Here is a 25,730-nt window from a genome sequence, read left to right as displayed (position 1 = left end):
AAGATGTTGGTATCGAGGAGGATTTAGTCACGGTGCGCTAAAGCCCCCTAATGTCATCATCGGTCATGGTAACAAGCGGCATGCCTAATAATAAAAGTGTGCACGTTCTATTCTCGGGCGCATGATCCATCCGATCCCCATGCTAAAAAACAGTTGGAATTCCCCAGCATTTCCGCTACCGTAGAACATCCAAGGCTCTTCAACGGGCGGGTGGGGGTGCACACTATGTTGAAATTCTTGAAGAACATGAGCCTGAAAACGATCTATCTCGGTGCTCTAACGGCGGCGTTTGCGATCACGTTTTTTATGTTCGCGGTGTTCGATATCCATTCTCAGCAGCAGCAAACCGAGGCGGCGCTGCTTGAAGAGGCGCGCACGTTCGCGCGCGAAATGGACGCTGTTTGGCAGTTCATGGACAACTCGCAGAAGAAGATCAACTACACCTCGGACGGCATCTACGAGTTCAAAGGGCTTCACTGCGCCGTAGTCGGCAAGAGCGTCGGCGCGCTGTTCTCGCTTGGGAGCGAGTACACCATTCGCTACACGAACTTCGAGCCGCGCAACTACCAGGGTACGCCCGATGAGTTCGAAGAGGTGGGGCTTGCTACGTTTACCGACGACGCTTCGACTAAGGAATACTACGGCATAGCCGATTACCAGGGCACCGAACGATTCCGCTACATGCAGGTGCTCGAAGTAGACGAAGGTTGCCTTGAATGCCACGGCAAGCCCGTGGGCGAGATGGACATCACCAACCATGCGAAAGAGGGCTGGACGCTCGATTCGATCGGTGGCGCCATCAGCATCGTCATTCCGCTCGATCAACAGCAAACGATCATGCGCAACAACGTCATCCGCGACATCGCCTTCTTCCTTCTGCTGACAACCGTCATCGGCATCATGGTGTACGCGATCACGATGCTCTTCGTAACGCGCCCGCTCAACCGCATGAAGGCGGCATTTGGCGAAATGCAGGAAGGCACGCTTGCCGTGACGCTCGACGAACGGCGCTCGGCGAAAGAAATCAGCCGCTTGATGGTGCGCTTCAACACGATGGCCGAAGAGCTGCGGACCATCTACACGAATCTCGAGGATCAGGTGGCCGATCGAACGCTCGATTTGCGGAAGGCCAACGAGGCGCTCGAACACCAGCGAAGCAACCTCGAGCAGCTGAACCACAAACTCGAAAAGGAGATGCAGTTCAAATCGGACCTCCTTTCCATGGTGAACCACGAACTGCGCACGCCCCTCACCTCTATCATCACCTTTGCCCAGATAGCGCGCGAGCGCAGTCAATCGGGTGATGAGACCGAGCGGAAATCGTGGGAGGAGATCGAGAAGAACAGCCAGATTCTGCTTGGCATGATCAACAACATGCTCGACATCGCACGATCCGACGCGGGAAGCGTAAGGGCGACCTGCGAGCCGATGGACTTGGGAGATGTGGTGGCTTCTGCGAGAGGCACCATCGCGCCGTTGGCACGCAAATACGCAGTCGGATTCGGAACGAGCGTTGCGCCCGACGTTCCACTCGTGAACGGTGATTACGAAAAGGTACTGCGCATCCTTGAAAACCTGGGAAGCAATGCGATAAAGTTTACACCCGATGGGGGCGAAGTCAGGCTTATCGTCGAATGCGACATGGAAACAGGTGGGGTTCGCATTGTGATGAACGATACAGGCATCGGCATTGCCGAGGAGGATCAGGAGCGTATCTTCGAGCGATTCTTCCAGGTAGACAGCACGTCGACGAGGAAATACAACGGAAGCGGGCTTGGGCTTGCCCTTGTGCGCGAGTATGCGGCCCTACAGGGGTTTGCGGTTTCGGTTGAAAGCGAGCTCGGGAAGGGCAGTTCGTTCATCATACGAATTCCCCGTGAAGCGATCGTAGGAGAACACGATGTATAAAGTGATGCTGATCGATGACGAGGCGAACCTCCATACGGCCATACAGGAGCTGCTCGTAGCAAACGGATACGAGTACTGCGGAGCCGTGAACGGCGAAGAGGGTCTTGTGGCACTCGGAAGCGAGAAGCCCGACCTGCTTTTGCTCGATGTGATGCTGCCGGGCATCAACGGGTTCGATCTGTGCCGGAAGATACGTGATCAGGGCAGGCGCATCCCGATCATCTTCATCTCGGCTAAAAACGACATCGTCGATAAGAGCATCGGGTTCAAAGCGGGCGGCGACGATTACGTGACTAAGCCCTTCAACGCAACCGAGCTCTTGCTGCGCATCGAGGCGAACATTCGCAGGCATAAGGATACGATTGAGTTCGCGCACTGCTGCAATCGCGAGGGCGTGGCGAAGATCGGCGATCTCGAAGTGCACTTCGACGAATACCAGGTGTTCGTGAAGGGCAAGCCGGTGCAGCTCACCACGAAGGAGTTCGAAATCGTTGCGTTTCTGGCCACCAACCCCGGCAAGGTGTTCACGCGAAGCCAGATACAGGAGTACATTTGGGGCGACGCCGATGCGAAGGATACGAACAGCATCACGGTGTTCGTCCGCAAGATCCGCGAGAAGATCGAGGAGAATCCTTCCGAGCCGAAATACCTGCTCACCGTGCAGCGTGTGGGCTACAAGATGGCGGATACGTTGTAGGGCGTCAATGGGCAGATCTCGTGGGGATCGGGGATCATGCAGGTCAAGATGGGGACGAGCGCGAGCCTGCTTCTCGTTAATATCGGGTTAATAACTTCTTAACCTAAAACTTATTTTCGGTTAATCGCAATAAGCGCCTCTTCTCGATAGAGTACAAGTATCGAAAAACCGGGGGAACAGGTTCTTCGGTCGATCGCTGGCACACCTTTCTGCACGAAGCGAATCCGGCGAGCGAATCTACGGTCGATCGACGACGTAAGGGAGAAGGAGAGAGCATGCAAAACGAGAACACGCATGGTTTTACCCGAAGGAGTTTCATCAAGGGAGCCGCTGTTCTAGGCGCAGCGGGAGCACTCGTAGGCTGCAGCCCGCAAGCCGAGAACATGGAAGAAGTGAAAGAGCCCGATGCTGTTCCTGCTGAGCAAATCTACGCAGGTGTTTGCCGTGCGAATTGCTTTGGCGGATGTCTTCTCAATATCCATGTTCGTGACGGCAGGATCGTGCGCACTTCGGCAGGGGATTTTCCTAACACCGAATACAATCGTATTTGCACAAAAGGTCTCACGCAGCCCGCGCGCGTCTACAGCGCAGATCGCATCCAGTACCCCATGAGGCGTACTGGCGAAAGGGGTGTTGGAAAGTTCGAGCGCATCAGCTGGGATGAAGCCATAGATGAGATTGCAAACAAGTGGAATGGCTATATCCAGGAATACGGGACCCACTCCATTGCAACGTTTATGGCTTCAGGAAACTTCGGGACGCTTGCTGGGGGTGGAATGGCGGGCATCATCCCTCGATTCAATGCGGTAATGGGCTTCTCGTCTATATCGAATGATGTCGATGCAGCACAGGGATTTGCGGCAACGAAAATTTTCGGAGGAATGACGGAAGCTCAAGCGAACAACGAACCCACCGACTATGTGAATACCAAAACGTTCATAAACTGGGCGTCCAACCCTGCGATCTCGCAACCGCAGATTTTTCACTTCATAATGAAGGCCAAGGAAAATGGTATGCGGTTTATCGTTGTCGATCCCGTCTATAACGCAACGGCATCGAAGGCGGATTGGTACATTCCCATCAATCCTGCAACTGATGGCGTTTTGGCCATGGCTATCCTCAACGAAATTGTTACGAACGGTACGGAAAACGAGGATTTTGTCCGCACTCATACCGAGGCGCCGCTGCTTATCAAAGAGGATGGTATGTTCCTGCGGATGAGCGATCTAGGTGTTGAGCCAATGGAAGGAGACGTCGATCCTCTTACTGGTAAACCTACGGTAATTGATCCATACGCTGTTTGGGACGAAAGCACCGATGCCGTCGCATCCCTTGAAGAAGCAAAGAGCCCTGCTTACAAGGGAATATCCTCTGTTGAGGGCATCTCCGTTCAAACCGTATGGGAGAATGCGGCGCAGCAAGTGGCAGCCTGGCCCGCTGAAACGGCATCACCTGTATGCGGCGTGTCCGTGGAGGACATCCAAGAGCTTGCCCGCATATACGTCGAGGATGGACCAGTTAACACCTACGTGCAACTCGGTGCAGACCATTACGTCAACGGCCATTACAACTATTGGCCGATGTACGCCATTTCTGCTGCAACGGGTAATATCGGCAAACCTGGTGCTGCATGTGGACCCATATGCGTCTTGCCGACAATGGTGCTGAACTTCATGGTTTCGGCTCTACCGACTGACACTGCAGGGAATCCCGCCCAAGGTGGCGGTCCATCGTACAACATGAATACGCTTCTCACCATACTAGAGAATGAAAAGTACGGCGATCAAGACGCCGTCCTAAAAAGCATCTACGTTGCGACGGCGAATCCTGCAACTGTATGGGCTGATCATGCGTACGCCGTCGAGTGCTTCAAGAAGATTGATTTCCTTGTGGTAGCCGACATCACCATGACCGAAACTGCAATGTATGCCGACATCATGCTACCCGTAGCCCACTGGTTCGAAGTGACGGACTTGCACACCAACTGCCATACGCATCCCTATTTTGTATGGCAGGAAAAGGCTATAGAGCCACAGTTCGAGTCGAAGAGCGATTTCGACATACTCAAAACGATAGCCGAGAAGATGGGCTACGGTTCCTTCTTCGAGTTCGATGGGGAAGAGTACATTGCCATGGGGCTCGAGAATGGCAACGCCAAGGCGTTGGGGCTTTCCGTTCAGAGGCTGAAAGAAGAGCATGCTGTTCGATTTATGTCGGGTGAAACGTACATTTCTTTCGAAGGCGGTAACTTCCTTACTCCAACTGGAAGGGCGAGCTTCTACAAAGAAAGCGTTGCTCCGGCGTACGATGTTGGTCAGGAGATCGATTTCAGTAAAGAAACGAGCTTATATTGGGAGCCGACGCTTGAGGCGGATAAAAATAGCGCTGTTCGTGCCCAGTATCCTTTCCACTGTATTTCCGAACACATGAGAACGCGCACCCACAGTCAATGGTATGACGTCGAACATCTTAAGGATTATGATCCAGAACCGATTGTCAGAATAAATCCTGAGGATGCGGCTGATCTCGGTATAACCGAAGGCGATACGGTGAGATTGTACAACGATCGCGGTTCGGTGGTTATGAAAGCAACCTTAAGCGCTGGATATCCTCGTGGAATTGTCGGCAGCCCTCGGAGCTATCGCGAGCGAGAGTTCATCGAAGGGCACTTTGCGAGTTTGTCGACCAAGCAATATAACCAAGTGTGTGCCAATCAGCCATTCAACGATGTCGCTGTTGCGATTGAGAAAGCGTAAGGTGATATAAGATGACTCGATATGGAATGGCAATCGATCTCAATCGCTGTTTTGGGTGTCAGACGTGCGCCGCTGCCTGCAAAATGGCGAACAATCTCCCGAAGGAGCTCTCGTACAACGTAGTGTATACGAAAACCGATCGCGACTTCAGCACGCTTGGCACCGCGGTTGCCAGAGGCGCTGTCGCAAACGACAACGCCGGAGGATCGTTTCCCGATTGCGAGCTGGTGTACCTTCCTTTTGCGTGTCAGCATTGCGAAGTACCGGCTTGTCTTGAAGTCTGCCCGACGGGAGCCACCCAGAAGGACGAGGCAACCGGCATCGTAACCGTGGACAGCGAGCTGTGCATCGGCTGCGAATCATGCATCCAAGCCTGCCCCTATGAGGGAGTGCGTTCGCTGATCAAAGGCGAGCCAGAGTACTACCTTGAAGCGGTAGTCGGCGAAGCCGATGCTCCTTCCCACCGGGGTGGAACGGTTGAGAAATGTACGTTCTGCAAGAACCTGATCGACCGCGGCGAAGTCCCTGCGTGTATGCAGCTATGTCCTGGTCGCGCACGGTATTGGGGCGATCTAGACGATCCGGAATCCGACGTCAACAAGGCCCTTGTAGGCCGTGAAGTTCTGCGCCTTCACGAAGAGGGAAAAACGGAACCCAACGTCTACTACCTTCAATAGGCTGAGTGGCGAGCCGACTCAGGGCTGTTACCTGGGTCGGCTCGCCAGGCTATGACGGGAGATACTTATGAAAGTGGAGATGAGTATACGGGAAGCTGTGGGCAGAGCGGATATGTGCGAATTGCTTGCACGTACTTTTGCCTATCCTGATGACGAATTGGCTTATGCGGTGGTGAGCGGATCGTGTGTCGACGATCTCCTCTCGTGCCTTGCCGATGCCGGTTGTGAAGACGTGAGCGACATAGGATCTCCCGTATCTTCCCATAGTGAAGCGCAAGAGATGCTTTCTTGTCTTCGCAAGGAGTATACGAAGTTGTATCTGAATCCGGCAGGCGTCCTAATCTATCCGTACGAAAGCGCTTTTATCCATATGAAATCAGGACATTCGGGTAAACCTATTCTGTTCCGTACTCCAATAACGCTTGATGTTGAAACTCAGATGCGTGATGCTGGCATTGTTCCGAAGAATGCGCTGAAGGAGCCATGCGATAGTGTGTATCAGGAATTCGAATTCCTTTCATTTCTTTATGGCAGTCTGGCATTGGCGATCCAGCAAGAGGATTTCGAGTCTTCAAAGGCTTGGAGTGAACGTATTGAAAGATTTCTAAGTGATCATGTATTGCATTGGATCCCGCAGTTTATGGAAGACACCATAAGGATTTCGAGTGGAAGCGTGTACGGATCGTTTGCGCGATTTGTAATCGGCTTTCTTGCATGTTTGGGATCCGATGCACATTATGTGAGGAGTTCCGTATGACCTTCCTTTGGGTACTCGCCCTTGCCATAGTTCTCACCGCAGTGCTCAAGAAGCCCATCAAGAAGTTCCCCGTGCTCTTCTACGCAATCGCCATCGCAATCGACGTGCTGTTCATCATGAACTCGTACGTGGCGTTTCCGCGCGTCGTGTCGAGTGCGTTGTTCGTCTTCGTCCATAAGTGCACGTTCTCGCTCGCGCTTTTCGCCATCGTCATGTACATCGGCGTATTCGCGCAGGGGTCGAAGGTAAAGACCTACCTGCTTCCCATCCGCGCCGAGCTGTCGATCATCGCGTGGATACTCTCGCTCGGGCACATGGTTGTTTACCTGATGGCGTACGTGCCGCAGGTGCTCCACGGGATCGAGCACATGAGCGGCATCGTGCTCGGCTCGCTTACGGTGGCGCTTGTGCTGTTTGCGCTCTTACTTGTGCTTGGCGTAACCTCGTTTGCGGTGGTCAAGAAAAGCATGAAGCTGCACACGTGGAAGCGCATTCAGATGCTCGCGTACCCGTTCTTTATCTTAGTATACGTGCATCTGCTGCTCATGCTGCTCCCCGCAGCCCTCAACGGCGGAGGCGTCGCGCAGACGAGCGTTGCGGTGTACTCGGTCGTATTCGTCGGCTATATCGTCTTGCGGCTGCGTCGTGCTGTGTTGGACAAGCGGCTGTAGGGTGACGGTGTGGCCGCGGAGCGGTAGGGATGCCAGAGCTGCCGCAGTGCTGTAGCTCGGCGAAGGATCGCAGGATGCTTCGCGTTCGCCGCGTGCGCTAACGCCTGCCGCATCGACAACGGTTCTCGATGTCCGCCAAGGCCCGCTAGACGACTTTTTTTCGGAAAATTTGCGGTGCTGAAAGTGACTGAACAGGCTTTATTCGGGTTTCGCATATAGAAAATGTCGTCTAGCGGGCCTTGGCGGACAAATCAGCATCTTCCATCGTTGTATTAAGGCGATGGGCGGACGCGCGGGGCTCGCTCGCTGCGACCGACCCGACTCAGCTGTATCTCCTAAATATCTACGCCTAAGAACTGCTTCACGACGATGCCGATCACGAACGAGAGCGCGGCAACGCCGAGGCTGATGCCTGCCATCTGCCCGAAGCGCTTCTTGAACGGCAGGCCCTGTGCAACCGAAAGGTAGTAGTTGAACGCCACCAGGATCAGCAACACAATCACGATCATCGTTCCGAGCGCCCAAAGGTAGTGCGCCTCGTCGAACAGAAGGTAGGGAAGGATCAGGAGTGCAACCGTAATCAGGTAAGCGACGCCCGTGTAGCTTGCCGATTTCAGCGCATCGGTACGTCCCTCGCTTTTCGATGAGAGGTATTCGCTCGAAGCCATCGAAAGCGTCGCCGCGATGCCGGTGATGAGGCCCGATAGCGCAATGAGGCGCGTGTTCTGCATGGCGAGTGTGAGACCTGCGAGCGTGCCGGTCATCTCGACCATCGCGTCGTTCATGCCGAGCACCATCGAGCCTACGTACGAAAGCCGCTCTTCGTCGAGCATTTCGAGCAGCGCCTGCTCATGCTCGATCTCGTCGGCGCGTATCTCCATCGCCTCGGGCACTTCTGCGGCGAGCTTCTCGTACTTGTCCTGCGCGTTGCCCTCGCCGTTTTCCATGAGTTTCACAGCGAACGTAAACCCGAATATGCGCGCGATGAGCGTATGCCAGAACACCTTATGGCCTTCCGGTTTCATTTCCTCGCCGGTATAGCTCTGCCACCGCTTGGCGTGAAACGTCTCTTCTTCGGCGATACGCGTGAGGGCGGTTTTGTTCTTCTCGTCTTTCGTGCGAGCGGCTATGCGGCGGTATATTTCCGCTTCGGTAACCTCCCCCTGTTGGAACACCCGTATCTGCGCAAGCGCTTCGGGGGAGACGGCGGATTGTGCGGTGTTGGCGATATCGGCCACGGTTGCTGCCTTTCTGCGGTTGAACGGGAAACCTATAGCATAGCTTGGGTTGCCGTTCGCTTCAATGGTTTTGCGGGCGATCGATCGGGTGCGAATCAAACGCTCGTCGACACCGATCCAAACGAGCGCACCCTTTTTCCCGAAGGGCGTTATACTCGTACCCGAACAAACGACGACGGGAGCATACATGGCAAAGCATTCTGAGTTCAACGCGTTCGTGGAAACGATCGCCGCGCTTCGAGCGCCCGACGGGTGCCCGTGGGACCGCGAGCAGACGCATGCGAGCATCGCGAAGAACATGATCGAGGAAGCGTACGAGGCGGTAGACGCCATCGAGTCGGGCGACGTCGCCCATCTTCGCGAAGAACTCGGAGATGTGCTCTTGCAGGTGGTGCTCCAAAGTCAGATCGCGGCCGACGGTGCCGAGTTCACAATCGACGATGTGTGCCGCGATGTGAACGAGAAGATGATTCGCCGCCACCCGCACGTGTTCGGTGAAGCCAAGGCCAAGAGCGCAGGCGACGTGCTCGAACTGTGGGATGCCGTCAAGCTAGGCGAGCTGGGTGCGTCCGACACGCAGGCCGAAAGCCCAGGTAGGGCGCGTGAGGGTCTGCTCGACGGGGTGCCGACGAGCTTCCCATCCCTCATGCAAGCTCAGAAGATATCGCGCAAAGCCGTTTCGGTCGGATTCGAGTGGGAAACAATCGAAGACGTATGGGGCAAGGTTGCCGAAGAAACCGCGGAACTCAAGCAGGCATTCGCCGCTGCCCCGAAAACCGACAAGGGTACCGTGGCCGAAGAGGCGAAAGCTGCGGTCGAACTCGAGTTCGGCGATGTGCTGTTCTCGCTTGTGAACGTAGCGCGCAAGATGGGCATCGATGCCGAGAGCGCCCTGCGGGCAACCTGCGGCAAGTTCCGTCGCAGATGGTCGTTTATCGAAGGTGCTGCCTGGGTGCAGGGACGCACGGTCGAAGACCTCTCGATGGGCGAGATGCAGGCGCTGTGGGACGAGGCCAAGGCGCACGAATAACGGGGGAGACCCGCTGGATACACTAATCGTCGCGGTGGGAACATCGATTGTAGCGAAGTTGCTCTGAGAGCGCTATGATAGATGAACTTATTTGGTAGCATATGCGCGAAACGCGAGGAGGCGGTACACCGATGGGCACCATGCGTAAATCGGGTGCACCGCTTCGCAATCTCTGGAACCGAGTTCGAGCGCTGGCGGGGAGTCGTGCTGCCGAACAGCATAAACGCGATATGGAACGCTACGCGAGCGTGCTCTGTTCTGTGTACGACGAGGTAGTGGAATACGATTGCGTACGCGGGCTCTGCTGCGTGATCTATTCGGCTCATCAGCCCGTATCGCAAATCGAGCAGAAGCCTTTGGCAGAGGCGCTCGAACGATGGCTTTCCCATATTCCCGACCAGGCAGATCGCGACGGGTTAATTGAGGCAATCGATGCGTGCGCAGAATCGTCCCGAGAACAATCCCGCACCTGTTCGTATCGGTTCCAGGTGGGCGAGCGCAGCGTGTGGTGCCAAACGACGTTTCTCAGGGTGTCTCACGAGTATATTCTGTGGTGCAACAAAGATGTTAGCGAGCACATGTTCGACGAGGATCGGCGTGCGTCGGCCCGCATATCCGATATCGTCAGCAAGCTTCCGGTCGGGGTGGGCGTATACCGGTATTTCGAAGGCGGATCGTATCCTCTGTACTTAAGCGACCGCATGTGCGCGCTATTCGGAAGGTCGCGCGAGGAATACAACCGGATAATCGCTTCGGGCGATCCACTTCTCTTGACCGATTCGCTCATCTCCTTTGATCAGGCTTTCGATATGGAAGCGGCGCTGCAGAACGGTATGGATTACGAGTTCGAATTCGAGCGCGCAGGGGAAACGGTAAACGTGCGCCTTCAGGGTCGTGCGGTTCGCGAGTCCGATGGAGGCATCGAGGTCCCCGAGGGCCACGTTATCCTCTACATCGTTGCAACCGATGTGACCGATGAGGTTCGCACGCGCAAGGCTGCATCGTGGAACAACGAGCGGTACCGCATTCTCAGCGAACTCACGCATGCGATCAGCTTCGATTACGATGTGGATGCCGATGCGGTTCTGCTTTACTTGGACCGTACTGGCAAGGGCATGGAGGCGCAGGTCATACCCTCGTATTTTGAAACGATGCTCGAAAAGCGACGGGGAGTCGTGCATCCCGACAGCGTCGAAGCCGTGCACACCATGTTCGCGCGGGTGCGCGAAGGCTCCGACGGGGGAGCGATCGAATACCAAGCTGATTACTACGGCCTCGGGTATGCATGGTACCGCACCAATCTGTTCGTGGTACACGATGCTTACGGATCGCGGCACCTGGTTGGTTTGATAGAAAACATCCAAAACGAGTTCGATTTGAGAAAGCGCGCCGAGCTCGACGAAACGACCGGCCTCACTAATCATGCTACCGCCAAAGAGCTCGTCAACCTTGCGCTTGCCGATCCGGCTACGCGAACGAACAGCATATGCGCCGTACTCGATATCGACGATTTCAAACTGGTGAACGATACGTGCGGACATATCGAAGGAGATGCGCTTTTGCACGAAGTCGGTTCGGTGCTGCGCTCGAGTTTCAGGGAAACCGACGTGATCGGCCGCGTGGGCGGCGACGAGTTCGTGCTGCTGCTCAAGAACATCGACCTCGACATCGCCCTTTCCAAGCTGCACAAAGTGACCGAGCGTGTTGCCGCGTATGCGCTGCCCTGTTCGGGCTACGTTCCCTCGCTCAGCATCGGCGTGTACAAGATCAAAAGCGACGATATGACGTACCGCGATGCATTTGTGAAAGCCGACGATGCGCTGTATCGTGCGAAGCGTGCGGGCAAGAACCGCATCGTCGTGTACGGATTCGGAAACGATGATGCGGTCGAATCTGCGCCGTCTGCGGATTCCTAAAGATTTGCTGACGTTTGCACGCGTAGCAGCTCCCCTATGCGTAAGTTCGCTATCCTTGTCCTGCTGACGCACAATGCGGGCACGCGTTTTACGGCGCGGTGGGACGATAGGCGGATATATGGGAAATGCGGCAACGGTCGATACGGAGCTGGGTCGTGCGGTAACCGACGGGAGCGAGATACTCAAATCCCGCAACCTGACGATCGATGACATCAAGCGGTTGCGCGACCTTGAGGGGGCAACGCGCGACATCATGCAGAAGTACCAGGCGGCCATGCGCCAGATGGAGGTCCGGTTCGAGATCCTCGACCAGTCGCTCAACGCGCAGCAGAACCGCAATCCCATCCACCACATCGAGTCTCGCCTGAAAAAACCTGCGAGCATCTTCGAGAAGCTCCAGCGCTACGGCAAGCAGACTACGATCGAAGACATGGAAGCCTACATCATGGATATCGCGGGCATTCGTGTGATCTGCTCGTACGTCAACGATGTGTACAAGCTGCTCGACCTCGTAAAGCGGCAGGATGATCTGGCGGTCATCACCGTGAAGGATTACATCGACGAGCCGAAGCCCAACGGTTACCGCAGCCTCCATATCATCGTCAAGGTGCCGGTGTACTTTCTCGACAAGAAGGAAGAGGTGCCCGTCGAGGTACAGTTCCGCACCATCGCGATGGACTTCTGGGCAAGCCTCGAGCACGATCTCAAATACAAAGCCGTCCGCACGATCGAGGGGATCGATTCTTACGACGAGTTGAAAGACTGCAGTCACATCATCGAGGATGTCGAAGCGCGCATGCAGATTCTCGCCACGGCGCTCGAAGCCGAGGAATAAGTAGGTGTCAGGCGAAGACGAAAGCGCATCCGAGGCAAGCAGGCGGCCCGAAGCGAATCTGTAGCTAGCCGAAACGGCAACGGGCGTCGTCCAAAGCTGGAACGGCACGAGTCTTGTCCGCCCATCGTGCAGCGTTGGAAATCCAACAGACGGCGATGCTTCGGCGGTGTACGGTGGGTCGAACACGTACTTTGAGAAGTTCGGGAGCATCAATGAACCAGGAAATGAGAACCATCATCGCAATCGACCAGGACCTCTGCACGGGGTGCGGGCTCTGCGTCGACGCGTGCCATGAAGGAGCGATAGCGCTTGTAGACGGTAAGGCGAAGCTCATGTTCGAGCATTACTGCGACGGTCTGGGCGATTGCTTGCCAGCTTGCCCCACGGGTGCCATAACGTTCGAGGAGCGTATGGCGGCCCCCTACGACGAGGCCGCCGTCGCCGAAGCGGCCGGGGCTGCTCCCGTGCAGCACATCGGTTGCCCTGGGGCCGCCGCACGCGCATTCGAACCGCGCACAGTGTCGGAAAACGAGGGCGCGCAGCGCGCTGAAAGCGCGAGCGAGCTTGCCCAGTGGCCCGTGCAGATCAAGCTCGTTTCGCCGTCGGCACCGTATTTCAAGGGAACCGACCTGCTCGTGGCCGCCGATTGCACGGCGTTCGCGTACGGGGCTTTCCACCGCGATTTCATGGCGGGCAAGGTTACGATCATCGGATGCCCAAAGCTCGATGCGATCGATTACGCTGATAAGCTCACCCAGATCGTTGCGGCAAACGACATCGGCTCGATCACCGTTGCACGTATGAGCGTCCCGTGTTGCGGTGGAATCGAACGCGCGGTGCGCGAGGCGGTCGCTGCAAGCGGCAGGTCGGTGCCGATCTCGGTGCGCACCATCGACACCGACGGAGCATTGCTCGAGTAACCTACAACCATACGTTGAAGCAGCCTTTGAACGTATGCCTGAAACCCGTTAACCAGTATCATTGCAGTGAACAATGATGGGTATCCTTATAAAAGGGGGTTTCGCGAGGCCGCTTCGGGCGTGCCGCGCATCGGCAAGCATGAGAAAGCGCATGTTCGAAATCGTCCAGAGGGCGCAACCGGGCGATGGCCTCAGCCGCGCCTACGACATCTTCATCGTATTCGTTGCATTCGCGAGTTTGGTTCCGCTCATGTTCAAGGAGCAGGATACGCTCCTCACCATGCTCGACGTAGTGACGGTTTATATCCTGTTCTTCGATTACATCATGCGGTGGATCACGCACGATTTCAAAACGGGGAAGAAGGGCTGGAAAACCTTCGCGAAATATCCGTTCACCCCGCTTGCCATCATCGATCTGCTCGCCATCCTTCCTTCGCTCGGCATTCTGCCGCAAACGTTTCGGTTCTTGCGTGTACTGCGCGTCGCGAAGATTTTCCGCTATTCCAAAAACCTCATGATCGTGACCAACGTGCTCAAATCGGAGCGCCGCACGCTGCTTGCGGTGCTCGTGGTGGCCATCGCCTACATCTTCGTGTCGGGGCTCATCATGTTCGTGAACGAACCCGATACGTTCAACACGTTCTTCGTCGCGCTCTACTGGGCGACGACGGCGCTCACCACGGTGGGCTACGGCGATATCGCGCCCCATACCGATCTCGGCATGGGGATATCGATGATTTCCTCGCTGTTCGGCATAGCGGTCATCGCGCTTCCCGCCGGCATCATTACGGGAGGCTTTCTCGAAGAGGTGCGCAAGAGCCAGGAAGATCGCGTTGCGTACTTCCACTCGGCTACGCCAGGCATGTACAAGGGCCGCTCCCTCGGATCGTATGCGAGCGTGGGCGCATACGCGAAAGCCCATCCCAAGGTGGTCTTCTATCTCAAGTTCATGGTTCTCGGCATCGTGCTCGATATCGTATTGTACAACCTTGCTGCATGGTCGGGCTTACCGTTATGGCTCGATACTGCGGGTACCGCTCTTGTGGCGATTATGCTCGAGCCGGCTGCGGCGCTCATCGTCGGGTTCGTGAACAACATGTATCTGGCGGTCGTGTTCCAGAACGCGGGCAATCTCTTGTACTTCGCGCTGTCGGCGATTGTCGCACTCGTGTACGGTATTCTCTTTGCGCGGGGCAGGAAGATCACGATGCGCTCGATCGGGATCGCCCTCGTGTTTCTTGTCGGGGTGAGCGCCGTGATCTCGTTGGGGTTGTGCTATGCGTTCGATGGCGGTGTGCCCACGACGGCAGGAACCGTCGATTACTTCGGCCTTCTGGCTGGTTGGGGCGTGCCTGCGCCGATCGCTTGCTTCTGTGCGCTCGCATTCGACAAGCTCGTCGATGCGGTCGGGGTATTCGTGCTCGTGATGGGGGCACGTCGGCTGTTCAAACCTCGAAGCTTCGACTCGGGTGAAGCGGCGGATGCCCCTTGCCCCGAATGTGAGGACGGGCCAGACGTGCTGCGAAAGACGGCCGACGAATCGCTCGAAGAGGGAGCCGATGCGGTACTCGGCATCGATGTGGGCGGTACGTCCACTAAAATAGGCGTATTCACCGAAGACGGAAAGCTCGTTGCCCGCTCTACGTTCGCAACGGCTCCCGTGCGGGCGGACGGCTCGTCGGCTAAGCTTGCCGAGGCGTACCAGATGATGCTTGCCCGCAACGGCGTAGCTGCCGAACGCATCTGCGCGATCGGGCTTGCGGTGCCCGGCATGGTGGCGGCCGAAGAGTCGCTGAAGCTCTGCCCGAACGTCGATCTCGACTTGCGCGCTTACAAAGCGTTTCTTCGTGCGGAATTCCCGCGTGCTACGATTCACGTCATAAACGACGCCGATGCGGCGGTGCTCGGCGACCAATGGGCGGGAAGCGCCAGGGAATTCGGTGCGTCGACGTTCGCATTGTTGACCTTAGGAACCGGAGTCGGGGCGGGCGTGGTCGTAAACGGAAAGCTGGTAACCGGTTCGAACGGCGCTGTCGGCGAGATCGGCCATCTGTGTGTCGAACCAGGAAGCGATATCGTGTGCGGGTGCGGGCGTACAGGATGCCTCGAGCAGTTCGCTTCGTCGCGGGCGCTCGTGCGCATGGCGGGCGAGTTCGCGAGCGACGGGTGCGGGGGTTACGAAAGCGCAAAAGATGTGTTCGATGCTGCAGCTGCAGGGGACAAGGCGGCGAAAGCGGCTGTCGAGCGCTTCGCAGATCGGCTCGCTTTTGGTCTTTCGCAGGTGGCCTGCCTCGTCGATCCCGACCTGTTCGTGCTCGGAGGCGGCATGGCCGCCTCGGCCGATGTCTATCTCGAAACCATCCGCGAATGCTACAAGCGCTACGCCCTTGAGGTATGCCGCAAAACCCCTATCGTGGCGTCTACGCTCGGAAACGATTGCGGCATGTACGGAGCGGCGTACCGCGCTATCAGAGAATCGAGGGTTTCGCACTAGGGAACGGCGCGCGTCGGTCAAGCGGGTGGCCGATCGGCTCGAGCAGTGCAGGCGCGGCTCTCGCTGGATGTCCTTTGTGCAGCGCGCTGCTCGAGTTCGCAAGGCTGCGCGAGCCGTTCTATGTAAAAACGAAAGCCCCGTATTCGTTTTTCTCCCTTAGGGTCCGCAAGTTTTCTCCCCGATATCCAATAGTTGAGCATTTTAAATACAAAACGATAAGGCGTTTAGTCATCATTTTTGTGCACTTGAACAAAAATGATATGCAAAGTGAACAAAATCATTCGTAAAAAAATGATGCACGTGAACAAAAATAGTTCTTGCACTTGAACAAAAATGATGGTATACCTTAGGCAAGGGCAAAACTGACAGGGAAATGTCACGGAGGAATCGGGCGGTTGCCATAACCAAGATACTCCCAAACCCGTGTTCTTTCAGCCGCGACACTCATGTCGGTACGCTGCAGTACGTAGTGCGCCACTTTTAATCTTGGAAGGCGCCGCCTTCCGGAAAGGAGACTGTCATGGCGAAGATAGTCAGCTCTTGGAACGACTGGGACCCGCTGAAGCACGTCATCGTGGGCAGGTGCGACAACTCGATGATCCCGCCCGAGGAGCCCGCGACCTCCGAGAAGGTGCCCGTCGACTCCGAGATGCGCGGCATGTGGGGCCTGCGCCCGCTGGCCACCGTCGAGCGCGGCAACGAGTGCCTCGAGAACCTCGTTAAGATCCTCGAGGACCGCGGCGTGAAGGTCGACCGCCCGACGCCCCTGCAGTGGAACCAGGCCATCGGCACGCCGGACTTCCGCAACGACTCCATGATGACCTGCATGCCGCCCCGCGACATCCTGCTCACCGTCGGCAACGAGATCATGGCCTCCGCGAACTCCTTCCGCTGCCGCTACTTCGAGTACCTGGCCTACTGGCCGCTCATGAAGCAGTACTTCGACGAGGACCCGGAGTTCAAGTGGACCCAGGCCCCCCGCCCGCGCCTCACCGACGCGTCCTACAAGCACAACTACTACGACGAGAAGATCACCCTCGAGGAGCGCCTCGTCCGCACCGCCAACAAGGACTTCGTCACCACCGAGGTCGAGCCCATGTGGGACGCCGCCGACGTGATGAGGATGGGCAAGGACCTCTTCATCCAGCACGGCCTGACCACCAACCGCGCCGCCATGGACTGGTTCCAGCGCTACTACCCCGAGCTGCGCGTGCACGCCGTGAACTTCCCGGGCGACCCCTACCCGATCCACATCGACGCGACCTTCGTGCCGCTGCGCCCGGGCCTGATCATCAACAACCCGCACCGCAAGCTCCCCGAGGAGCAGCGCGCGATCTTCGAGGCCAACGACTGGCAGATCGTCGAGGCCGCCCAGCCCGCCCACGACGAGCCGCCGGCGCTGTGCTACAGCTCGGTGTGGCTGTCCATGAACTGCCTCGTGCTCGACCCCAAGACCGTCATCGTGGAGGCCTCCGAGGTCTACCAGCAGGAGCAGATGGACAAGCTCGGCATGAACGTCATCCCCTGCGACCTGCGCGACGCCTACCCGTTCGGCGGCGGCCTGCACTGCTCCACCGCCGACGTCTACCGCGAGGGCGACTGCCTCGACTACTTCCCCAACAGGGTCAAGGACCCGACGCTCGTGCGCCCGGAGATGTGGAACGACTAGGGCGGATATAAGGCTCGTCATACTACTACCGATTCAAGACTAGTCGATAGAAAGGGGGTTTGGCTCGCAAAGGCGACCAAACCCCCGTTTTGTTTTAGGGGCATACCACCCCTTAGGTCGTTGCATGCCTTTTCCCATCGCATGCCGAAGGCGAGGAGGCTTACAGGTCGAACCTCGATTTCGCCTTGCGATGGACGGTGCCCGGCACTGAGCATCCGACGGCCAAACCATTCCCTGCTACTGGTTTAAGGAGGACCAATGGCGGAAAACACTGATCTCAAACCTACGGGGACCGAGAAAACGAACGGAAACGGCAAAGACGGCTCGGGCAACTATAAGATGAGGCTCGGCTTCGGCACCATTGCCATGCTGATCTCCGCGACGGGCATGGGCCTCGTGCCGCTGTTCAGTCGGTGGGCAACGCGCACCGATATGTTCAACGGTGCGGAAGGCCTGAATGCCGGTGACAGCATCGGCGCGCTTATGGCGGTCGGACGCATGGGCATGGGCGTGATCTTCTTCGTGATCCTGCTTCTGGCCACCCATAAGGTGCACGTGTTCAAAAAACTCAAGCTGACGCCGGCTATCGCGCTCGGTGGCCTGATGATCGGCCTGTCGCTTGCATGCTACGTCACGTCAACGCTTTTGACCACAGTGTCGAATGCGGTGCTCTTCATCTATATCGGCCCCGTTATCTGCGTGCTTCTGGCCCGTATCTTCCGCAAAGAGCCCATGTCGAAGCTGCAGTGGGTATGCCTGCTCGCAGTGTTTATCGGCATGCTGTTCGGAAACAACCTCATGGGCTTCAACGAAAGCGGCTTCTTCATCGATTTCAACCTGCAAACCGCAACACCCGAGTTCCCCCAGAAGGGCATCGGCGATGCGTTCGGCCTCGCTTCCGGCGTGTTCTACGGCGCATCCATGTTCTTCAACGGCTATCGCAAAGATGCCGACACCACGGCCCGCGGCGTTTGGAACTTCATCTTCGCGGTACTCGGAGCCGGAGCCGTCACCATAATCCTCAACTCGCTCGGCTCGTCGCCTGAGATGGCCAACTGGGCGCTTAACGTGCACTTCACGCCCTTCAACTGGATCGGCGCCGTTTTGTTGTGGATCATCTGCGGTCCTATCGCGCTCGGCTTCCTGCTTGTCGCCGGCCGCAACCTGCCCGCCGCCGATTACGGCACCATCGCATATTGGGAGGTTCCCGTTGCGATTTTCGTCGGGCTCGTCGTGTTCGGCGAGGCGCTTACCATCAACACGATCATAGGCGGCATCCTCATCATCGGAGGCGGTGCCGTGCCCTCGATCAAGGGCATGATTGCCGGTCGCAAGCTCAAACAGCAAGAAGAGATAAGCGAGAAGCTTGCAGCTCACCTCGAAGAGGAAGAAACCAAAGAAGGATTACTGTAGATTCTGCGATACGCACTCGGCCGCGTGTCCCTGCTTACGGTGAACGAGACAACAAAGCGCAGGCGGGCAGTCAGCCGACGGGACGGTTGGCTGCCCGGCAGAATCCTGTGCGGGTCGTCGGAGGCTGAGGCGTTTTTACGTATGCTCGGACGAGCAGAAAGAAGGTGTGTCATATGAAGATGACGACCAATCTGACCCACATTGCTACCGAAGTCGAATTCGAACCCGCTTTAAACGAGGACGAGCTGAAGGCGGCATTCGAACGGCACGGTATCCCCGGGTTTCCCGCTGAACTCGATATCGCGGAGCGCACCGAAGACCATGTGCAGATGATGGCGCTCGAATCGCTTCTCGAATTCGCGAAAGCGAACGGCGTCGGTGCCGTCACCTACGACGTCACGTATTTCCCCCATGCCGACGATGCCGAAGTGGCGTATCAGCTGCGGCAGCTCGCTCACGATTTGGAGATCAGCGCCGAGGTCATCCGCGACGTATGCGCAGACGAGATTAGAGAATACCTTGCGCTCGATGCAAAGCGCAACGCCGATCTTCCCGTACACAGCATCGTGGAAGCCTATGTGGGCGGCACGGCGTTTGCCTGGTACGGCATGAACGAGTATCCGAGGCTGAAGCGCGTTATCCTGAGCAAGCTCGCCAAGGGTGGCCAGAAGGCGAAACGCTCGTTTATCGACCGTGCGAGCAAGGCTCAAGTCGAGCTGCTTGAAGATTACTGATTGATTACAAAACAGGTCATCCAGTCGCAGGTATTGTTACATGATGACGAGAATCTGCATTTTAGAGGTATCATGCTCTGAAGGCAGGCAATCCATTCCCGTCTTGGAAGGAGGCTTCGCATGCACCATGCGCTCTGCGGGCGGCTCCGTGCGCACATGAATGAGGCCGTACATTTCTTAGGGGATTACCATGAATGTTGAAAACGCTCTACCGAACGAACCGCTGCGGGATTTCTCAGAAGAAGAGAAGCACAAGACGCTGAAAAAGGTGACGTTCTCGTCGTTTCTCGGGAATTTCATCGAGTGGTTCGACTATGCGAGCTATTCGTATCTGGCAACGGTGATCGCGCTCGTGTTCTTCCCAGGCGAAGACCGCTTGGTCTCGGTCATGAGCACGTTCGCCGTGTTCGCCCTCTCGTTTCTCGTGCGTCCGATCGGCGCGATATTCTGGGGGAACATGGGCGATAAGAAAGGCCGGAAGTGGGCTTTGTCCGTATCCATTCTCATGATGAGCGGCGCAACGTTTCTGATCGGGTGCTTGCCCGGCTACGCCGTGCTCGGCGTCGGCGCGCCGCTTCTGCTCTTGCTGCTGCGCATGGTGCAGAGCTTTTCCGCTGCCGGCGAATATGCGGGAGCTGCGACGTTCATCGCCGAATACGCACCGAAGAATCATCGCGGATTCTACTGCTCGATGGTGCCGGCTTCGACGGCGACGGGCTTGCTTGTGGGTTCGCTGTTCGCCACGTTCATGTTCGGCGTATGGGGAGCTGAGTCCGCTTTCGTAGTCGACTGGGGCTGGCGCATACCGTTTTTGCTTGCTCTGCCGCTCGGCTACATCACCCATTACATCCGCACCCATTTGGAGGACTCCCCGGTTTACGAGGAAATGCAACGCACGTTGAAGCAGATGGGATCCAGCGTGAAAAAGCCCATCCGCACGCTGTTCAAGAAGCATCTCCGTGTGCTCATCATCTCGTTCGGAGCGTGCGTGCTCAACGCAGTGGGTTTCTACGCGGTGCTCACGTATCTGCCGAACTACCTTGAAACGACGTTGAACTACGATCCCGGTTTGGCGTCGATCATCACCACGATCGTGCTCGTGTTCTACATCGGCTTCATCTTCTTATCGGGGCGGATATCGGATCGTTTCGGCCGCAAGAAGATGCTCATCATCGCCTGCGTGGGATTCATCGTGCTTACCATACCGGCGTTCTTGCTGCTAGGGACCAAGAGCTTCGTGGTCATTCTGATTGTCGAGCTCGTCATGTGCCTGCTCTTGACCATCAACGACGGCACGCTTGCGAGCTACTTGACCGAAACGTTCCCGACCGATGTGCGCTATTCGGGGTTTGCCTTGAGCTTCAACTTGGCGAACGCGATCTTCGGCGGCTCGGCTTCGGTCATCTCGTTCTGGTTGATCGACGTGACCGGAAACGATATCGCTCCGGCGTTCTACATGGTGTTCATCGCTGTACTCGCCCTGGTTGCTATGATATTGTCGCATGAGCACACCGGGAAGGATCTGTCAGAAGTTTAACGAGTACGGGAGGTTGCATGGGCGAATCGTCGCAAACGCCGAAGTCGCTGAAGGCTCAGATTACGCGGGCTTCGCTCGTGCTGGCTGCTGCGGCCCTTCTGAGAGAGGAAGGGCCGAGCGCCGTTACGTATCGCCGGGTGGCGAAGTGGGCGGGAGCCGCTTCTTCATCGGTCGGCTACTATTTCAACTCGGTCACCGAGCTTTTGCACGAAGCCGGCCAGCATAACATCCAAATGTGGGCTCAGCGCGCCGAGCGTGCAGCTGACGGAGCCGAGGCCATGACGCCCGAGGAGTGCCGCGAAAACTGCGTCGATCTTCTGGTCAAGGCGTGCTTGCCCGAAGAGTCAACCGTGCCGTCCGCCCACTACGCGCAGCTTATCGCCGCAGCGGAGTCCGAGGTTGTCACGAAGGCGTACCAGAAGGGCAGACAAGCCCTCGATGCCGCCGTGAAACGTATCCTCGATCGAGCCGGGGTGCCCATGTCGCCCCGGCTCGTGTACGCCATCGTTGACGGGGCGGCCGTGGCTGCCATCTCCGAGGGTTACGACGTGCACGACAACGCCGCAACGCTGCTTGCCGAGGTTGCCGAGGGGTATTGTTCGTAGTTTCTGTTACTTTTCTTTTTCCAAAACGAGCGGCAAACGGTCTATATTGCTCCTTAAACGGTGTCAAACCGCCCGTAAACGGTTGCAATCTCACAGTCACAAACTCAACGATAACGGCGACGTTTCAAACCGTTAGCGAGACCTTCACGAGTCGGCCACGCGCGGGTTAACGATTGCTCGAAAGTCTTGCGCATCTTTTCTCAGACGGTATAACGGGGAAGTACTTATTTTTGTGAGCGCCGATCGCGACGCACACCCGTTTATTGAGAGGAGATGATGAGCATGGGCAAACCCAACGATCCATCCGCAGTCGTTCCGGCGGACAACGCTCCCGTCGGTTCGGTGAGCAGACCGAGCTTCACGCGTACCTTGAGCTTCTTCGGCTTCTTCGCCATCACGGCTTCGATGGTCATGACGGTCTACGAGTATCCGTCGTTCGCATCGTCAGGGTTCCAGCTGGTGTTCTTCCTGATCGTCGGAGGCCTTCTATGGTTTCTGCCGGTCGCATTGTGCGCCGCCGAAATGGCGACGGTAAAAGGTTGGGAATCAGGCGGCATCTTCGCCTGGGTCGGCAATACGCTCGGCAGGCGCTGGGGTTTCGCAGCGCTGTTCTTCCAGTGGTTCCAGATCACCGTAGGCTTCGTGACGATGGCGTTCTTCGTTCTTGCGGCGCTCGCGTACGTGTTCAAATGGGACGCGCTCTACAACAACCCGCTCGTCATGTTCGTCGGCGTGGCGATCATCGTGTGGGGTCTTACGTTTACGCAGCTCGGCGGCACGAAATTCACCGCCCGCATCTCGAAGGTAGGCTTCCTGGGAGGCATCTTGCTTCCAGCCGCTATCCTGTTCATCGGGTTGGCCGTGTACTTCCTCACCGGTGGCGTTTCTCAGATCACCATGGATTTCAACACGCTCATCCCCGATTTCAGCAAAGTGGATACGCTCGTGATCTTCGCCTCGTTCATACTCGCCTACATGGGCGTTGAAGCCTCGGCTTCGCATATCAACGAATTGAAGAACCCGACGCGTAACTACCCGCTCGCTATGATCGTGCTCGTCGTCATGACAATCGTGCTCGACGCGCTCGGCGGCTTGGCCGTTGCGACCACGCTTCCCGCCGAAACGCTCGACAGCAACCTTTCGTTCGGCGTTATCGAGGCGTTCAAGGCGATCTTTGTAACGCATTTGGGGGCCGAATGGGGCTGGCTTGTGTACGTGGTCGCCATCCTGCTGGCACTCGGCGTGCTTGCTGAGATTTCTGCCTGGATCGTCGGTCCGTCGCGTGCCCTTTTGGACACCGCGCACGACGGCATCCTTCCTCCGACGTTCAAGAAGGTCAACAAGCACGGCGTTTCCGTGAAAACGGTTGTCATCCAGGCGATTATCGTGACGATCTGGGATGCGGTCCTCTGCGGATCGATCGCGCTTTCGGGCGGTTCGAGCTCGTCGGTTGGCTATCTGACCGCAATCGGCCTGACGGTAGTCATCTACCTTGTGGGCTACGTGCTCTTCTTCCTCGGGTACTTCGTGCTCGTGTTCAAGAAGAGGAACCTGCCCCGTAAATTCCAGCTTCCGGGCGGCACGCCGTTCAAGGCTATCTTTGCCGGCATCGGCATGATCATGACTATCGGCACGCTTATCATTTCGTTCTTCCCGTCCTCGGAGCTGACCGATCAAGCGAACACCGTCTATCAGATGACGCTGTTCATATGCTTTGCAATTTCGGTTGCCTTGCCGTTCATCATCTACGCCTTCAGGCATCGTTGGGCTCAGCCGCCCACGCCGCCGATGGGCGGAGGTGCGGCGCCCGTGGGCACGGTTACCGATGGGGGCACAGCAGCTGCGGTACCCCTTGAACCGAGCGCGCAGTCACCCGCGACTAGAGCTGCTGCGCCTGTCGGCGAGGCGTCTTTTACACCATCGGCGTCCGATCCAGGAGCAGGGCAGGCACCGCCTGCATCCGTCAAGTAATCCCGCTCGTTAAGCGAGCACCCAATATTCAGGTAACAACAGAAGTGTTACAGATACAGGAGGTAAAGAGCAATGGAAACCGAGAGCAAGATTTTGAAGGACATGGACGAGAAGACGAAGTACCTCACCCCGATCTTCGGCTCCGAGGCGAGCGATACCCAGATGCCGCTCGACAAGATGAACGATGAACCGGTCGAGCCGCGTCTGGCCTACGAGATGATCAAGGAGTATCTCTCGATCGAGGGCAACGCCACGCAGAACCTCACGACGTTCTGCCAGACCTACATGGAGCCCATGGCCACCAAGATCATGGCCGAAACCATGGAGAAGAACGCCATCGACAAGGACGAGTATCCGATGACGGCCGATCTCGAGAACCGCTGCGTCGCCATGATCGGCGATCTGTGGAACGCCGATCCGTCAGAGGAGCCTATGGGTACCTCGACCGTCGGTTCGTCCGAGGCGTGCATGCTCGGCGGTTTGGGCATGCTGTTCCGCTGGAAGAAGCTCGCGAAGGCCGCCGGCGTGGACATCTATTCCGAGACGCGTCCGAACCTCGTGATCTCCTCGGGCTATCAGGTGTGCTGGGAGAAGTTCTGCCGCTATTGGGACATCGAAATGCGCCTCGTGCCGCTTGAGAAAGATCATCTGTCGCTCAACATGGATACCGTCATGGATTACGTCGACGAGTACACCATCGGTATCACGGCTATCCTCGGCATCACCTACACAGGCAAGTTCGACGACGTCGAGAAGCTCGACGAACTCGTTGAGGCGTACAACCAGGAGCACAAGGACCTGCCGATCCGCATCCACGTTGACGGTGCTTCGGGCGCTATGGTGGCTCCGTTCGTCGACCCCGATCTCAAGTGGGACTTCCGCTTGAAGAACGTCTGGTCCATCAATACGTCGGGCCACAAATACGGCCTCGTGTACCCCGGCATTGGCTGGGTCATCTGGCGCAGCAAGGAAGCGCTGCCCGAGGATCTGATCTTCTGGGTAAGCTACCTCGGCGGCGAAGAGGCCACCATGGCCATCAACTTCTCCCGCTCCGCGTCGCAAATCGTCGGCCAGTACTACGTGCTCATGCGCAACGGCTTCAACGGCTACAAAGAGATTCAGCAGCGTACGCTCGACGTGGCGCGCTATCTCGCCGCTGAGATCAAGGATATGGGCATCTTCGAGATCTACGAGGACGCATCGAACATTCCGATCGTCTGCTGGGGCCTCAAAGACGATGCCGACGTGTCCTGGTCGCTGTACGATCTGTCAGACCGCCTGCGTATGAGCGGTTGGCTCGTGCCGGCATACCCGATGCCGAAGGACATGGAGAACACCACGGTGCAGCGCGTCGTCGCCCGCCAGGATTTCTCCATGCAGCTTGCCATCAAGCTCGTCGAGGACATGAAGAAGGAAATCAACACTCTGAAGAATGCCAAGTTCGTTACCGGCAACACCCAGGGCGTCATCAACACCGGCTTCAACCACGGCGGACGTGCTGCGGTCGATAAGGCTGCCGACGTCCAGTCGAGCCAGGTGAAGGACGCGAAGTAGCCGATACCCTTCGGAAGCACGCGTCGCTAAGGAAAGCCGATAGTACAGACGGCGAAGATAGGAGGCCGCGCCCGCATGCGAGCGCGGCCTTTTCTATGGGTCATGCGCTTTGTCGAACTCTTGAACACCCGCTGTTAGACCAATGTTGACACGGCTCCCATGGAGCACCTGGTGGCGATCTGATGCATCAGCTGCGCGGCCGCCGCAGCCGTGCGGCCGCGCAGCTCCGGGCGGGCGCATGCTGGTCCTGGCTTAACAGCGAATTGAGCACCCGCTGTCCGCCAACCTTCGTTAAACGACATTTCTTATATTTATACTATGAATAAAGTCTGGTCGGATATTTTTTCA

General features: G+C 57.1%; 19 protein-coding genes. 18 read left to right on the top strand and 1 reads right to left on the bottom strand.

The window, feature by feature from the left end:
* Positions 1–225 precede the first annotated feature (225 nt).
* The 6 genes from FJE54_RS02610 to FJE54_RS02585 all read left to right on the top strand — a co-directional run bounded on the left by FJE54_RS02610 (position 226) and on the right by FJE54_RS02585 (position 7,466).
* Positions 226–1,908 carry an ATP-binding protein gene (locus FJE54_RS02610; RefSeq protein WP_180326515.1) on the top strand — a complete coding sequence of 561 codons (1,683 nt, stop codon included), beginning with the start codon at positions 226–228 and terminating at the stop codon, positions 1,906–1,908.
* On the top strand, positions 1,901–2,605 hold the full coding sequence (locus FJE54_RS02605; RefSeq protein ID WP_139651201.1) for a response regulator transcription factor: 705 nt from the start codon (positions 1,901–1,903) through the stop codon (positions 2,603–2,605). Before FJE54_RS02610 ends, FJE54_RS02605 begins: the two co-directional genes overlap by 8 nt.
* 275 nt (positions 2,606–2,880) lie before the next feature.
* Positions 2,881–5,361, top strand: coding sequence for a molybdopterin-containing oxidoreductase family protein (locus FJE54_RS02600; RefSeq protein ID WP_139651200.1), 2,481 nt, complete (start codon positions 2,881–2,883; stop codon positions 5,359–5,361).
* An 11-nt stretch (positions 5,362–5,372) separates the two neighbouring features.
* Positions 5,373–6,038: a 4Fe-4S dicluster domain-containing protein gene (locus FJE54_RS02595; protein WP_139651199.1), complete on the top strand. Its 666-nt coding sequence runs from the start codon at positions 5,373–5,375 to the stop codon at positions 6,036–6,038.
* A 67-nt stretch (positions 6,039–6,105) separates the two neighbouring features.
* The gene (locus FJE54_RS02590) at positions 6,106–6,795 is read left to right on the top strand and encodes a TorD/DmsD family molecular chaperone (RefSeq protein ID WP_139651198.1); all 690 of its coding nucleotides are present in this window, start codon (positions 6,106–6,108) and stop codon (positions 6,793–6,795) included.
* Positions 6,792–7,466, top strand: coding sequence for a hypothetical protein (locus tag FJE54_RS02585; RefSeq protein WP_139651197.1), 675 nt, complete (start codon positions 6,792–6,794; stop codon positions 7,464–7,466). The genes FJE54_RS02590 and FJE54_RS02585 overlap by 4 nt, the downstream gene beginning before the upstream one ends.
* Positions 7,467–7,801: 335 nt before the next feature.
* Here the strand turns inward: FJE54_RS02585 and FJE54_RS02580 are convergent, their stop codons facing one another.
* A complete protein-coding gene (locus FJE54_RS02580; RefSeq protein WP_255467182.1) occupies positions 7,802–8,893 on the bottom strand; it encodes a VIT1/CCC1 transporter family protein in 1,092 nt (363 codons plus the stop codon).
* Between FJE54_RS02580 and mazG the strand changes: the two genes are divergently transcribed.
* From mazG to gad, 12 genes are all read left to right on the top strand, one after another.
* Positions 8,892–9,734 (top strand): nucleoside triphosphate pyrophosphohydrolase, encoded by an 843-nt coding sequence (mazG, locus tag FJE54_RS02575; RefSeq protein WP_139651196.1) that lies wholly within the window; start codon positions 8,892–8,894, stop codon positions 9,732–9,734. The two genes, FJE54_RS02580 and mazG, sit on opposite strands and share 2 nt — an antisense overlap.
* 131 nt (positions 9,735–9,865) lie before the next feature.
* Positions 9,866–11,650 carry a sensor domain-containing diguanylate cyclase gene (locus FJE54_RS02570; protein WP_180326514.1) on the top strand — a complete coding sequence of 595 codons (1,785 nt, stop codon included), beginning with the start codon at positions 9,866–9,868 and terminating at the stop codon, positions 11,648–11,650.
* 118 nt (positions 11,651–11,768) lie between these two features.
* Positions 11,769–12,485, top strand: a complete 717-nt coding sequence (locus tag FJE54_RS02565) for a GTP pyrophosphokinase (protein ID WP_139651194.1) — start codon at positions 11,769–11,771, stop codon at positions 12,483–12,485.
* Between the two features lie 224 nt (positions 12,486–12,709).
* The gene (locus tag FJE54_RS02560; protein ID WP_139651193.1) at positions 12,710–13,405 is read left to right on the top strand and encodes an ATP-binding protein; all 696 of its coding nucleotides are present in this window, start codon (positions 12,710–12,712) and stop codon (positions 13,403–13,405) included.
* Between the two features lie 151 nt (positions 13,406–13,556).
* A complete protein-coding gene (locus FJE54_RS02555; protein ID WP_218971887.1) occupies positions 13,557–15,899 on the top strand; it encodes an ROK family protein in 2,343 nt (780 codons plus the stop codon).
* A 520-nt stretch (positions 15,900–16,419) separates the two neighbouring features.
* Positions 16,420–17,568, top strand: a complete 1,149-nt coding sequence (locus FJE54_RS02550) for a serine/threonine protein kinase (protein ID WP_139651180.1) — start codon at positions 16,420–16,422, stop codon at positions 17,566–17,568.
* 258 nt (positions 17,569–17,826) lie between these two features.
* The gene (locus FJE54_RS02545) at positions 17,827–18,981 is read left to right on the top strand and encodes a DMT family transporter (protein ID WP_139651191.1); all 1,155 of its coding nucleotides are present in this window, start codon (positions 17,827–17,829) and stop codon (positions 18,979–18,981) included.
* A 173-nt stretch (positions 18,982–19,154) separates the two neighbouring features.
* On the top strand, positions 19,155–19,715 hold the full coding sequence (locus FJE54_RS02540) for a hypothetical protein (protein ID WP_139651190.1): 561 nt from the start codon (positions 19,155–19,157) through the stop codon (positions 19,713–19,715).
* 190 nt (positions 19,716–19,905) lie between these two features.
* A complete protein-coding gene (locus FJE54_RS02535; RefSeq protein WP_139651189.1) occupies positions 19,906–21,252 on the top strand; it encodes an MFS transporter in 1,347 nt (448 codons plus the stop codon).
* A 17-nt stretch (positions 21,253–21,269) separates the two neighbouring features.
* A complete protein-coding gene (locus FJE54_RS02530) occupies positions 21,270–21,857 on the top strand; it encodes a TetR/AcrR family transcriptional regulator (protein ID WP_139651188.1) in 588 nt (195 codons plus the stop codon).
* Between the two features lie 282 nt (positions 21,858–22,139).
* Positions 22,140–23,828: an amino acid permease gene (locus FJE54_RS02525; protein ID WP_255467181.1), complete on the top strand. Its 1,689-nt coding sequence runs from the start codon at positions 22,140–22,142 to the stop codon at positions 23,826–23,828.
* Between the two features lie 72 nt (positions 23,829–23,900).
* Positions 23,901–25,382, top strand: a complete 1,482-nt coding sequence (gad, locus tag FJE54_RS02520) for a glutamate decarboxylase (RefSeq protein WP_139651187.1) — start codon at positions 23,901–23,903, stop codon at positions 25,380–25,382.
* Positions 25,383–25,730: the final 348 nt, after the last annotated feature.

This window comes from Raoultibacter phocaeensis (genome assembly GCF_901411515.1).
GTDB lineage: Bacteria > Actinomycetota > Coriobacteriia > Coriobacteriales > Eggerthellaceae > Raoultibacter > Raoultibacter phocaeensis.
Note: the sequence above shows the minus strand (reverse complement) of the source record. Positions and strands in the feature narration are given on the sequence as shown.